This window comes from Gilliamella sp. B2717 (assembly GCF_026536675.1).
Classification (GTDB): Bacteria; Pseudomonadota; Gammaproteobacteria; order Enterobacterales; family Orbaceae; genus Gilliamella; species Gilliamella apicola_I.
The window spans coordinates 65,730-79,119 of the sequence record NZ_JAFNNQ010000040.1; the positions used below are offsets into that span (position 1 = coordinate 65,730).

10 protein-coding genes are annotated in these 13,390 nt (G+C 35.1%); all 10 read left to right on the forward strand.

Features of this window, described 5'->3' with window-relative positions:
* Positions 1-226 precede the first annotated feature (226 nt).
* The 10 genes from pyrG to J3U35_RS06020 all read left to right on the forward strand — a co-directional run bounded on the left by pyrG (position 227) and on the right by J3U35_RS06020 (position 13,231).
* A complete protein-coding gene (gene pyrG, locus J3U35_RS05975) occupies positions 227-1,864 on the forward strand; it encodes a glutamine hydrolyzing CTP synthase (protein WP_267352489.1) in 1,638 nt (545 codons plus the stop codon).
* 49 nt (positions 1,865-1,913) lie between these two features.
* Positions 1,914-3,215, forward strand: a complete 1,302-nt coding sequence (eno, locus tag J3U35_RS05980; RefSeq protein ID WP_065559328.1) for a phosphopyruvate hydratase — start codon at positions 1,914-1,916, stop codon at positions 3,213-3,215.
* Positions 3,216-3,463: 248 nt separating this feature from the next.
* Positions 3,464-4,390 (forward strand): VirK/YbjX family protein, encoded by a 927-nt coding sequence (locus J3U35_RS05985; protein WP_267360204.1) that lies wholly within the window; start codon positions 3,464-3,466, stop codon positions 4,388-4,390.
* 145 nt (positions 4,391-4,535) lie between these two features.
* Positions 4,536-5,438, forward strand: a complete 903-nt coding sequence (locus J3U35_RS05990) for a lysine exporter LysO family protein (RefSeq protein WP_267360206.1) — start codon at positions 4,536-4,538, stop codon at positions 5,436-5,438.
* 125 nt (positions 5,439-5,563) lie between these two features.
* The gene (locus J3U35_RS05995) at positions 5,564-6,436 is read left to right on the forward strand and encodes a helix-turn-helix domain-containing protein (RefSeq protein WP_267360208.1); all 873 of its coding nucleotides are present in this window, start codon (positions 5,564-5,566) and stop codon (positions 6,434-6,436) included.
* 25 nt (positions 6,437-6,461) lie between these two features.
* Complete coding sequence (gene aroA, locus J3U35_RS06000) at positions 6,462-7,745, forward strand: 3-phosphoshikimate 1-carboxyvinyltransferase (RefSeq protein WP_411590566.1); 1,284 nt, start codon at positions 6,462-6,464, stop codon at positions 7,743-7,745.
* Complete coding sequence (gene cmk, locus J3U35_RS06005) at positions 7,746-8,426, forward strand: (d)CMP kinase (RefSeq protein ID WP_267352494.1); 681 nt, start codon at positions 7,746-7,748, stop codon at positions 8,424-8,426.
* Between the two features lie 111 nt (positions 8,427-8,537).
* Positions 8,538-10,220, forward strand: coding sequence for a 30S ribosomal protein S1 (gene rpsA / locus J3U35_RS06010; protein WP_267352495.1), 1,683 nt, complete (start codon positions 8,538-8,540; stop codon positions 10,218-10,220).
* Between the two features lie 98 nt (positions 10,221-10,318).
* A complete protein-coding gene (gene ihfB, locus J3U35_RS06015) occupies positions 10,319-10,609 on the forward strand; it encodes an integration host factor subunit beta (protein WP_065559335.1) in 291 nt (96 codons plus the stop codon).
* 384 nt (positions 10,610-10,993) lie between these two features.
* A complete protein-coding gene (locus J3U35_RS06020) occupies positions 10,994-13,231 on the forward strand; it encodes a DNA internalization-related competence protein ComEC/Rec2 (RefSeq protein WP_267360212.1) in 2,238 nt (745 codons plus the stop codon).
* Positions 13,232-13,390 lie beyond the last annotated feature (159 nt).

Below are 13,390 nucleotides of genomic sequence, written 5' to 3' on the forward strand. Positions count from 1 at the left end.
TTGTCGAAGATAATTCTGTTTTCAAATTAAAGTTGATTAGATTGAGTAGCATTAAATCTATCTAATCAGCTTAATTAAAACATCTGTTAAAGATAATTATTCAATTGTGAGCAAGGTCAGATTCTGTTATACTATTTTCCCGTCTGATTTATCGTATATTGTGTTGCTTTTATCGTTTGAAAACGACGCAATATTGTTCTTATAAATTAATAATGGTCTGGTATTAATGGTCACGAATTATATTTTTGTTACAGGCGGTGTCGTTTCTTCTCTTGGTAAAGGCATTGCCGCAGCATCACTCGCTGCAATTTTAGAAGCCCGCAATTTAAAAGTCACCATGTTAAAACTTGATCCCTATATTAATGTCGATCCGGGTACAATGAGCCCGATTCAGCATGGTGAAGTTTTTGTGACGGAAGATGGGGCAGAAACGGATCTTGATTTAGGTCATTATGAGCGTTTTATTCGCACTAAAATGACTCGCAAAAATAACTTCACAACAGGGCGTATCTATTCCGATGTATTACGCAAAGAACGTCGTGGGGATTATTTAGGTGCAACTGTTCAAGTCATTCCCCATATTACCAATGAGATTAAATCTCGCGTTATTGCAGGAGCTAAAGGCTTCGATGTTGCTATTGTTGAAATCGGTGGCACAGTTGGGGATATTGAATCACTTCCATTTTTAGAAGCGATTCGTCAATTAGCGGTTGATGTAGGTCGAGAACATACCTTATTTATGCATTTAACCCTAGTGCCATATTTAGCTTCTGCTGGAGAAGTTAAAACAAAACCTACACAACACTCAGTCAAAGAGTTGTTATCTATTGGTATTCAACCTGATGTGTTAATCTGTCGTTCAGATCGTATCATTCCAGCTAATGAGCGAGCAAAAATTGCACTATTTTGTAATGTGCCTGAACGTGCAGTTATTTCATTAAAAGATGTCGATTCAATTTATAAAATACCTGCTCTTTTAAAATCACAAAATTTAGATACTTTTGTCTGCAATCGATTCCACCTTGATTGCGTTGAAGCAGATCTATCAGAGTGGGAACAAGTGATTTATGAAGAGGCCAATCCTGTTGGTGAAGTCACAATAGGTATGGTGGGTAAATACACTGAATTACCCGATGCTTATAAGTCTGTAAACGAAGCATTAAAACATGGCGGGTTGAAAAACCGTTTAACTGTTCATATTCGTTATATCGATTCTGAAGATCTCGAATCGCGTGGTACGGATTTACTTTCAGGCTTAGACGCAATACTTATTCCGGGTGGATTTGGGTATCGTGGCGTTGAGGGTAAAATCATTGCTGCACGCTATGCGCGTGAAAACCAAATACCTTATTTAGGTATTTGTCTTGGAATGCAAGTTGCCATGATTGAATATGCTCGTAATGTGGCTGGAATTAAAGACGCAAATTCTACAGAATTTGTTAAAGATTGTGCGAATCCAATCATTGCGTTAATCACTGAATGGAGTGATGAATCGGGTAATGTTGTGCAACGTAATGAAAATAGTGATTTAGGTGGTACTATGCGACTTGGTTCTCAGATATGTCATTTAGAACCAGACTCATTAGTATTTGATATGTATAAAAAAGAGTCAATCACTGAGCGTCATCGTCATCGTTACGAAGTGAATAATAATTTATTACCTGAAATTGTAAAAGCAGGATTAAAAGTAACAGGACTTTCAACTGATAGAAAATTAGTCGAGATTATTGAGGTTCCTAATCATCCATGGTTTGTTGCTTGTCAATTCCATCCGGAATTTACCTCGACACCACGAGATGGGCATCCACTGTTTAGTAGTTTTATAAAAGCTGCCAAGGAGTATCAGCAGCTACAACAAAAATAGTTTTAAAGTTTTACATTTGTAATATATCTGTCATATAGAGGAAAATAACATGGCAAAAATCGTTAAAGTACATGGTCGTGAAGTCATCGACTCTCGTGGGAACCCTACAGTTGAAGCTGAAGTTCATTTAGAAGGTGGTTTTGTTGGTCTAGCAATCGTTCCATCTGGTGCATCAACTGGTTCGCGTGAAGCATTAGAACTTCGTGATGGTGACAAATCTCGCTTTTTAGGAAAAGGTGTTTTAAAAGCAGTTGAAAACGTAAATGGACCAATTGCGAAAGCAGTTGTGGGTAAAGATGCGTTAGATCAAGCGGCTATCGACCAAATCATGCTTGATTTAGATGGAACTGATTTTAAATCTAACTTGGGTGCAAACTCAATTCTTGCAGTATCATTAGCCAATGCTAAAGCAGCAGCAGCAGCAAAAGGTGTTCCACTATATCAACATATTGCTGATTTGAATGGTACGCCAGGTCAATATTCAATGCCATTACCGATGATGAACATCATCAATGGTGGTGAACATGCGGATAATAACATCGATTTACAAGAATTTATGATTCAACCAGTTGGCGCGAAAACAGTACGTGAAGCAATCCGTATGGGTTCTGAAGTATTCCATAACTTAGCGAAAGTTTTACATGCTAAAGGTATGAATACTGCTGTAGGCGATGAAGGTGGTTTTGCCCCTAATTTAGATTCAAATGCTGAAGCATTAGCTTGTATCAAAGAAGCTGTAGAAAAAGCGGGTTATGTACTAGGTAAAGATATTACTTTAGCGATGGACTGTGCTGCTTCTGAATTCTATAACAAAGAAACAGGTAAATATGTATTAAAAGGTGAAGGTAATAAAGAGTTTACTGCTCAAGAATTTACTCACTATTTAGAAGGTTTAACTGAACAATATCCTATCGTATCAATCGAAGATGGTTTAGATGAAAGCGATTGGGACGGTTGGGCATACCAAACTAAAGCATTAGGTCACAAAATCCAATTAGTGGGTGACGATCTGTTTGTAACTAACACCAAAATCTTCAAACAAGGTATTGAAAAAGGCATCGCTAACTCAATCCTAGTTAAAGTTAACCAAATCGGTACATTAACTGAATCTATCGCAGCGGTTAAAATGGCAAAAGATGCAGGTTATACTGCTGTTATCTCTCACCGTAGTGGTGAAACTGAAGATTCAACTATTGCTGATTTAGCTGTTGGTTTAGCTGCTGGTCAAATCAAAACGGGTTCTATGAGCCGTTCTGATCGTGTTGCTAAATACAATCAATTAATCCGTATTGAAGAAGCATTAGGTGCTAAGGCTCCATTCAACGGACTTAAAGAAGTGAAAGGACAATAATTGAGTTTATAAAAACTGAATAATTGTTTAATAAGAAACGGTGACCAGTTCACCGTTTTTTATTTTCTTTTCTTATAGAATAAGATGGCAAAGGTTGCGTTGATTTATGTTGTATTGTACTCTTTAAAGTTGGTATTTATGACTAATCTTTGATATCTATTGATATTTTATAATTTAGCCACATATAAATTTTTTATAAATTAACTAACTCAAATTTATTTTTTCTGCTTATGAATAATATTACGAATATGTCCCAGCCAAAAAGCAAATGGCAACTTTTTAACTGGCTATGTACCGGTAAACTTCCGCTAAATGAACTTTGGCTTAATCCGACTTATCGTTATAAATTTTTTTTTAGAACCTTATTTTTAAGTCCTATTACACTAAAATGGTTGGATAAATTAAGACAATATCCATTACTTGGCTACTATTTTTCTTGCCAAACCAATTTACCGTGTAAATTACAAAGACCGTATTTATCATCAAGTTTGTCGCAACAAGAGCGTTTTGATGCGTTAGCATATCACTATGATTTTTTAGCGAATCAGCCTGATAGCATGACTAAGGCTTTTTATAATCCTAAAACTCCATATGTATTGGCTAACCTAACAGCAAAAAATGAAGCTAATATTCAAATTGCGATTCAAGCGCGTAACAAGTTTGCTCGAGAAGGCGAAATAAGCCTTTATTTTTATGATAATGACGGTATTGATTTAGCAACATTAACTTTTTCAATCATTCAATATCAACAAAAAACGACTTTATTTATTGCAGGGTTGCAAGGTACCGGTCATCATGAAGCGCGAGTTCGGGTACAAAAAGCGACTAAGCAATGTTATGGATTATTTCCAAAACGAGTCGCCGTTGAGGCAGCATTAATCATTGCGCATTATTTTCAGCTTGAGCAAATTGTGGCGGTTGGAAATAAAACGCATGTGTATAACAATTGGCGTTATAACAGCAGACAAGAACGCATTTTGTCTGATTATGATGATTTTTGGTTAACAATCGATGGTCAACAAGATGATCGTGAGTTATTTATTTTACCCACTGAGATTACACGTAAATCGTTAGAAGATATAGCAAGTAAAAAACGTTCTGAATACCGTAATCGTTATGCTTTGTTAGATCAACTCAAACTGAATATTGAAACACAATTAGCATCATTAATATAATATACTAAAGGTAATGATTATTTACCTAATGTAGTGTCAAATTATCAAAATTGATTACAATCGATATTCAACTTGTTGTTTATCGATTTTTTTAATTAAAGCTCAATAAAATAATTGTCTTAAATTAATTAGTAGGGAATGAAATATGTATTTTGGTATTCTAATAGCACTTGTGCCTTTGTGCATTGGTTATTTAATTAAATGCAAACAAGAAAAATGGATAGCTAAAATTAACCAAATTCTAAGTTGGATGGTTTATTTTATTCTTTTTATTATGGGCGCAGAACTTGCTCATTTAGATAACCTTGCGACTAATTTGCAAAATATTCTATTTTATACTGCTATTATTTTTATCTGTACTTTTGGCGGGAATTTTATTTTTCTAATGTTATTTGACCTATTTTTACCGTGGAAAGCTTCAAGTGTTAATCAAACCTTTGGTTCACGCGTAAAAATGATATTGGAATCATTGCGTGTCTTTATTGCACTTGTTTTGGGATTTATAGTCGGACTTTTTCCATTGTTTGTATGGCAATATACCGAAAACATTATTCAGGTTGTTTTAGTTTTTTTACTCTTGTTAATTGGTATTCAGTTAAGAAGTAATAATATTTCACTTAAACAAATTTTACTTAACAAAGTTGGTATTGCAACAACGCTAATTGTCATTATAAGCACTTTTATTGGTGGAATGGTAGCCGCTTTACTATTAGATCTTCCTTTGCGTATAGGATTAGGTATGTCATCTGGATTTGGTTGGTATTCTTTGTCAGGCATTTTAATGACTGAAGCGCATGGGGCAATTATTGGCAGTGCCACATTTTTAAATGATATATTACGTGAACTTTTTGCCATTATACTTATTCCAACATTAATAAAACGGTATAAATTAACAACACTGGGTTTATGTGGTGCAACGTCTATGGATTTTACTTTGCCTATGTTACAGAAAGGAGCAGGAATAATGATAGTGCCACCGGCTATCGTGCAAGGTTTTTTGCTTACATTGCTAATGCCAATATTTATGACGTTATTTAATTATGGATGATAGATTATCCATTACTTGAGTCAAAAATCATATATTGATGAATTGAACAAAATTGCCTGGATTGCAAATTGGCAATATGATTACCTTATGTTACACTGCCAAAATCCGAATGGTTTGAGTGAATTATGAATACTGGATCGATTGATTATTGTGCGATAGGTCAGCGTTTACGGGCGTATCGTATAGCGGCTTCCTTAAAAGCAGAAGACATAGCACAAAATCTTAGAATTTCAAGAGCTGCGGTTTACCGTCTTGAAAAGGGTGAAATTATCAAAATCGAAACATTAGGACGTTTAGCGACTTTGTTAGATACATCCTTAGCAAGCTTGCTTGGTATTGATACTGAATATTATTCAAGTGGTGAAGGTTTTTTTGAACGTATGCGCCAACTTGAAGAACAATCAACACATATTTATTCTCATTTTGATCCTTTTTCTTTTTTACTCACTTCACCAGATTATCTTTCTCATCTTGCTATGATGCTAGATGAATCGGGCGATTCAATTAATTTAAAAAAATATGCAACAACGTTAGCCATTTTAAAAGAACGACAAACACAATTCTATCAATCAGCGCCTAAAGTCATTAATTTAATTAGTTTACGCAATGTAGAACGTTTTTTACATATTGGTTTAGTCGGTAATTTAAATCTTTCACCGGGTAAAAAGTCTGAACGCATGCTATTAGCTCGCAAAGAAGTCTATCACTTAATTGAATTAATTGAACAACAAACTTATTCGCCAACCATTGCTATTACAGAGCATGCAATTCCATCTATTGCTTTTCAACTATTTTATCAAAATGAAAACCCGATTTCGTTAGCAATGAGCCCGTTTCGATTAGGTGAATTACCGAATGTGACCACAGGGATTGCTTCTATTACCTCTTCTCACGATGCGATTAAGCGATACCGGTTGTTATTTGATAAATTGTGGCAAAATAGTGCTAAAGATAAACAAGCGATTGAATTGTTGAAAGCAACTTTAGATAAATTTTAAAAATCTTAAAAATATAAAGAGAACTATCATGTTATCCCTAACATTACAACCGATAAAAAGATTTAATGGTACGATAAACTTACCGGGTTCAAAAAGTGTGTCTAATCGGGCGCTACTTTTGTCTGCATTGAGTCAAGGTAATACACGTTTAACAAATTTATTAGACAGCGATGATGTCCGTTATATGCTTGATGCTCTTAAAGCATTAGGTGTTACGTATCAATTATCGAATGATCGCACGATTTGTGATATTCAGGGTGTCGGCGGAAAATTACATTCATCCCATGCATTAGAGCTTTTTTTAGGGAATGCCGGTACGGCGATGCGTCCTTTAACTGCTGCGTTATGTCTTGGTGAAAATAATATTGTGCTTACGGGCGAACCACGTATGAAAGAGCGTCCAATAGGGCATTTAGTTGATGCGCTTCGTCAAGGTGGGGCTAACATAGAATATCTTGAAAATGAAGGTTATCCACCACTGCATATTCATGGGGGCTTTATTGGCGGTAATATTCAGGTTGATGGCTCTGTTTCAAGTCAATTTTTAACGGCGCTATTAATGGCATCCCCACTTGCTGATAACGATACTGAAATTACTATTTTAGGGGATTTAGTCTCTAAACCGTATATTGATATCACGATCAAAATGATGGCGATATTTGGGGTGTCGGTCATCAATGATAATTATCAAAAATTTGTTATTAAAGCAAAGCAAACTTATAAGTCACCGGGTACTTATTTGGTTGAAGGTGATGCTTCATCCGCTTCATATTTTTTAGCTGCAGCGGCGATTAAAGGGGGCACTGTTCGCGTCACAGGTGTTGGTAAAAAAAGCTTACAAGGTGATACCCAATTTGCCCATGTACTTGAAAATATGGGTGCTAAAGTAACGTGGGCTGATGATTATATCGAGTGTAGCCGAGGGGAACTTAACGGTATTGATATGGATATGAATCATATCCCTGATGCGGCGATGACAATAGCAACAACCGCTTTGTTTGCCAAAGGATCCACAACTATTCGTAATATCTATAACTGGCGAGTTAAAGAAACTGACCGCTTATCTGCTATGGCAACTGAATTGCGTAAAATAGGGGCAGAGGTTGAAGAAGGTAACGATTATATAACGATTATCCCCCCTAAATCTTTAACACATGCTGAAATAAAAACCTATAACGATCATCGTATGGCAATGTGTTTTTCATTAGTGGCATTATCCGATACGCCCGTGACTATATTAGATCCTAAATGTACAATGAAAACATTTCCTGACTATTTTGAACAATTTAAACGATTGAGTGAATACTAAATGAATACATTAGTTCCTGTTATTGCTGTCGATGGCCCTAGTGGTGTGGGGAAGGGCACGTTGTGTCAAGCGTTAGCTAATCATTTCAATTGGCATCTTTTAGACTCTGGCGCGATTTATCGTGTGCTTGCGTTGTCGGCGCTTAATCATCACATTGCGCTGAATGATGAACTACAATTAACACAATTAGCATTAAATTTACCTTTAACTTTTGATACCCATCATGGCGAAGTCAAAGTGCTATTAAATGGCGTCGATGTCTCTAAAGATATTCGTACTGAAGAGACTGGGGGCGCTGCTTCTAAAGTGGCTTCGCTAAATCAAGTTCGGGCAGCATTATTGCAACGACAAAGAGATTTCAGGCAATTGCCGGGGTTAATTGCGGATGGGCGAGATATGGGGACAGTTGTGTTTACTGATGCACCAGTAAAAATTTTTCTGGATGCTAGCCCGCACTCAAGAGCAGAAAGAAGAATGAAACAGTTGCAAGATAAGCAAAAACATGCTAAATTCGCCGAAATTTTGCAGGAGATAACTGCGCGTGATGAGCGAGATCGTAATCGAGCCGTTGCCCCATTAAAACCTGCAACAGATGCACTAATAATTGATACCACATCACTCTCTATTCAAGATGTATTTAATCAATCTATTACGTATATAAACGAAAAACTTGCGTTGTAAATTTATTTATAACGTGAACAAAGCTCCATTATAAGGACGAGTGGAGTATCATAAACAACCCCACAAGACATGATGTAATGTGGACGTTAATATTAATTTAAGTATATAAATATGACTGAATCTTTTGCTCAACTCTTTGAAGAGTCTTTAAATCAACTAGACACTCGTTCTGGTAACATGATCCGTGGTACTGTCGTTGCAATCGACAAAGATGTTGTTTTAGTTGATGCTGGTTTAAAATCCGAATCAGCAATTCCAGTAGAGCAGTTTAAAAATGCCCAAGGCGAATTAGAAGTTAAAGTTGGCGACGTTGTTGATGTCGTACTTGACTCAATTGAAGATGGCTTTGGTGAAACCATTCTATCTCGTGAAAAAGCTAAACGTCATGAAGCGTGGCTTACATTAGAAAAAGCAGTTGAAGATGCTGCAACAGTTTTAGGTGTTATCAATGGTAAAGTGAAAGGTGGCTTTACGGTTGATCTTAATGGCGTTCGTGCGTTCCTTCCTGGTTCGCTTGTTGATGTACGTCCATTACGCGATACTTCTCATATTGAAAATAGAGAAATCGAATTAAAAGTTATTAAATTAGATCAAAAACGTAACAACGTTGTTGTTTCTCGTCGTGCAGTAATTGAATCTGAAAATAGCGCAGAAAGAGAACAACTTCTTGAAAATCTTCAAGAAGGTTCTGAAGTTAAAGGTATCATCAAAAATCTTACTGATTACGGTGCATTCGTTGACCTTGGTGGTGTTGATGGTTTACTTCATATTACTGATATGGCTTGGAAACGTGTTAAACACCCAAGTGAAGTGGTTGAAGTGGGTCAAGAATTACTTGTTAAAGTTCTTAAATTTGATAAAGACCGTTCACGTGTATCTCTTGGCTTAAAACAATTAGGCGAAGATCCATGGGTTTCAATTGCTAAACGTTACCCAGAAGGCACTAAAGTAACTGGTAAAGTAACTAACTTAACTGATTACGGTTGTTTCGTAGAAATTGAAACTGGCGTTGAAGGTTTAGTTCACGTTTCTGAAATGGATTGGACTAACAAAAACATTCACCCATCTAAAGTGGTTAGCTTAGGTGATGAAGTTGAAGTTATTGTTCTTGAAATTGATGAAGAACGTCGTCGTATTTCTCTTGGTCTTAAACAATGTAAACCTAACCCATGGTTACAATTTGCTGAATCACACAATAAAGGTGATAAAGTTAGCGGTAAGATCAAATCAATCACTGATTTCGGTATCTTCATCGGTTTAGATGGTGGTATTGACGGTTTAGTTCATCTTTCTGATATCTCTTGGAATATGCCAGGTGAAGAAGCAGTTAAAGCTTATAAGAAAGGTGATGATATCGAAGCGGTTGTATTACAAGTTGATGCAGAACGTGAGCGTATCTCTTTAGGTATTAAACAACTTGAAGATGATCCATTTAGTAGCTTTGCTTCAAACTTCAAAAAAGGTTCAATTGTTAAAGGTCATGTAACAGCTGTTGATGCTAAAGGCGCAACAATTGAAATCGCAGAAGGCATTGAAGGTTACTTAAAAGCTCAAGATATCGCACGTGAACGTATTGAAGATGCAACAACTGCATTAAAAGTTGGTGATGAAGTCGAGGCTAAGATTGTTAATATCGATCGTAAAACTCGCGCAATTTCATTATCTGTACGTGCTAAAGATGAAGCTGACGAAAAAGAAGCGCTTGCTGCTGTAAATAATACTTCAACTCAAGAAGAAGCATCATTTACTAATGCAATGGCTGAAGCATTCAAAGCTGCATCAAAAACCGAGTAAAAAATATTCAACTAAAAAGTAAAGAGGGCTTGCCCTCTTTTTCTTTTGTGGTATAAAATGAACAAATTATATATCACATACATAACTTAGGAGTGACCATGAACAGATCAGATTTAGTGGAAAAGATAGTCAACTGGCGGGCACACCTTCCTGTGCAACTTGTTGATGATGCTGTAAGAGATATTATTGAACAGATCGCTTTAGCTATGGAAAGCAACGATCGTGTAGAAATTCGAGGATTTGGTAGTTTCAGCTTAAATTATCGTGCACCACGTAAAGCGAGAAACCCAAGAACTGGTGGTAATGTTGAGGTGAAACATAAATACATTCCTCACTTTAAACCAGGTAAAGAATTACGTGAAAGAGTAAATAATGCCGCTAAAGCATAATATCTAAAATAGTATTTAGTTTAAAAGCCTTTGAGTTAACTCAAAGGCTTTTTTATTAATCCCTCAATTAATATATTGATTAAACATTAAAAAGTTATTTAAAAATAATTAAAAAGTTTGATGACTATTTAAAGTAATTTTAGTCTTAACACCTATCAAAATACATTTATAAATGTTCTTATCATAATGATCGATTTTTAACAAATGCGAATTAAGATTGGAACCAAGATCGCAATATCTATAAAAAGTTTCTGAGCATAATTTGTTGACAGGTTATGCTAACTTATTGTTAATTCGATAGCCTAATTTGAGTCAATGCGGCAAATTTATTCACATGATTTACTTATAATTACATTTTCATTAGGCTGCTTGCCATTAATGTTTATGTCTAAATTACTTTCAAACATATTTTGGTATGCGACAGCTTTTGGCGTGTTGATTATTGTCATTGCGAGTAAATTTCTATTTAGAAAAACGTTGTTACTTATTAGTATATTTATGTTAAGTTTCTTATGGTCGACGGCATATTCTAAACAGTATTTAATCAATATCGATCCTTACATTGACAAAACACTCGTCGTCAAAGCAAAAGTCGAAAGTATCAATATCCGGCATCCATCTCAGCAAATGAATCCTTACTATCTGCAATGGACTATTCTTGAAAGTAATCACCAAGCATCATCAACTCCTATCCCAATTTCAATTTATTGGGATAATGTTAATGTACCTAAAATAGGTCAAATTTGGCAATTAACGATAAAAACGAAAGTAATTCATAGTTATTTAAATGAAGGAGGATTTGATAGTCAGCGTTTTGCTATAGCCAATCGGACATTATTATCTGCAAAAATCAATAATGCTAAATTATTAAAAGATAAAAATGATATTAGACAAACTATTGTTGATCATGCTTTGCCTTATATGTATTTGTTTCATTACCGTGGGATATTATTTGCATTGGCTTTTGGTGATCGCTCTCAACTTGATCATCATTATCGGCAAATTATGATGAATACCGGCGTTGCTCACTTAATGGCGATATCAGGTATGCATATTTTGTTGGTCTTTGGTATGTGTTACAGTCTCGTCAAATTAATGTTATTTTTTATTCCACAGCGATTCAATAATTTATATGTCCCAATCATAATCGGATGGTTATGCGCCTGTTTTTATGCTTGGTTAACAGGATTCAATCCTCCTGCTTTACGTGCAATAATGGCATTAGGGATATGGATTTATTTACGCTGTCAAAACCAACATATCAGCGCATGGCAGAAAATTAATCGAATAATAGCCTTATTATTATTAACCGATCCGTTGATGATTTTGTCTGAAAGTTTTTGGCTATCTTGTTATGCTGTTGTTAGCTTAATATTTTTATATCAATGGGTACCATTATCAAAAAAGATTCAAAATAACAAAACGTGTTACCTAGTTAAATTAATACATCTACAATTAGGTTTAACAGCGTTATTGTTACCAATACAATTATTTGTTTTTCAAGGTGTCAGTACTATGGCTCTTTTGGCAAATTTAATTGCGATTCCAATCATATCGTTACTGACTTTTCCATCAATCTTGATAGCACTCTGTTTTAGTTTTTTTGATTGTTTCTATTTAGCATTATGGTTTTGGTTTATTGCTGAACAGTCACTTGATTATTTATTTTACTGTCTGAAGCTGATTGATTTCCCTTGGTTTACTACTTCATCTGATTTTTATTTATTAAGTATTATTGGATGGCTGGCCATAATTACTCTTAAAACGGAATTTTGGCGTCGTCATACTATAACCCTCTGCATTTTACTCATGATAATAGTGAGTCCATTTTTTAAAAAACAGCATTATCTATGGCGAATGGATATGTTAGATGTCGGTCATGGTCTGGCAATTGTCATACATGATGGGAAATCCGCAATATTGTATGATACGGGGGCGCAGTGGCAAAATAGTTCTGCCGCAGAACGTATAATCATTCCATTTTTACAATGGCACAATTTAGATGTAAAGGGAATTATTATTAGCCATCAACACAATGATCATATTGGTGGACTTTCTCTACTTCAACAACATTATCCCAATGCATGGCTGATGAGTTCATCAGTAAAATTAAAAAATCACTATCACTGTTTATCAGAAAATCATCTGACATGGAATAATCTAAGTTTAACTGTATTATGGCCAACTCATCTAGCCGAATATGCGCAAAACGAAGATTCATGTGTAATACACATTACAGATGGTCAATTTTCAGTATTATTATCAGGTGACTTAGAAAAAAATCAAGAGTATCAATTGATTGAAAAATATCGAAATACACTTAAATCAACAATTTTACAAATTCCTCATCATGGTAGTAACACGTCATCAAGCTATGCTTTTTTAAACGCTGTTAATCCTAGCGTGTCCCTTTTGTCGACTTCCCGTTATAATCCTTGGAAATTGCCTTCCAATAAAGTTATAGCACGTTACAAAGATCGACAATTAAATTTTTATACCACATCTAAATCAGGACAAATAAGTTTAGTTTTTTATCATCATAAATTGGAGTTAAAAACAATGAGGAATGAAATAAATCCGCGTTGGTATCATAATTGGTTTGGTCATTTGCCTGTATATTAACTAAATTTTCCTTTTGAAAAGGATAGATTAATTTCTCCAATCATCTTCTCAAAAAATCTAACACATAATATTTGCTAACGGGAATTCAACACAGTGACTTATTTGTTAATTTTCTGTAATAAAAGCAAACTTATTTTACAAAATAAATTTTTATGCTCT

Bases quoted from the DNA above. Each gene is read 5' to 3' on its own strand.
- pyrG (WP_267352489.1), top strand. From the start codon at position 227: ATGGTCACGAATTATATTTTTGTTACAGGCGGTGTCGTTTCTTCTCTT.
- eno (WP_065559328.1), top strand. From the start codon at position 1,914: ATGGCAAAAATCGTTAAAGTACATGGTCGTGAAGTCATCGACTCTCGT.
- J3U35_RS05985 (WP_267360204.1), top strand. From the start codon at position 3,464: ATGTCCCAGCCAAAAAGCAAATGGCAACTTTTTAACTGGCTATGTACC.
- J3U35_RS05990 (WP_267360206.1), top strand. From the start codon at position 4,536: ATGTATTTTGGTATTCTAATAGCACTTGTGCCTTTGTGCATTGGTTAT.
- J3U35_RS05995 (WP_267360208.1), top strand. From the start codon at position 5,564: ATGAATACTGGATCGATTGATTATTGTGCGATAGGTCAGCGTTTACGG.
- cmk (WP_267352494.1), top strand. From the start codon at position 7,746: ATGAATACATTAGTTCCTGTTATTGCTGTCGATGGCCCTAGTGGTGTG.
- rpsA (WP_267352495.1), top strand. From the start codon at position 8,538: ATGACTGAATCTTTTGCTCAACTCTTTGAAGAGTCTTTAAATCAACTA.
- ihfB (WP_065559335.1), top strand. From the start codon at position 10,319: ATGAACAGATCAGATTTAGTGGAAAAGATAGTCAACTGGCGGGCACAC.
- J3U35_RS06020 (WP_267360212.1), top strand. From the start codon at position 10,994: ATGTCTAAATTACTTTCAAACATATTTTGGTATGCGACAGCTTTTGGC.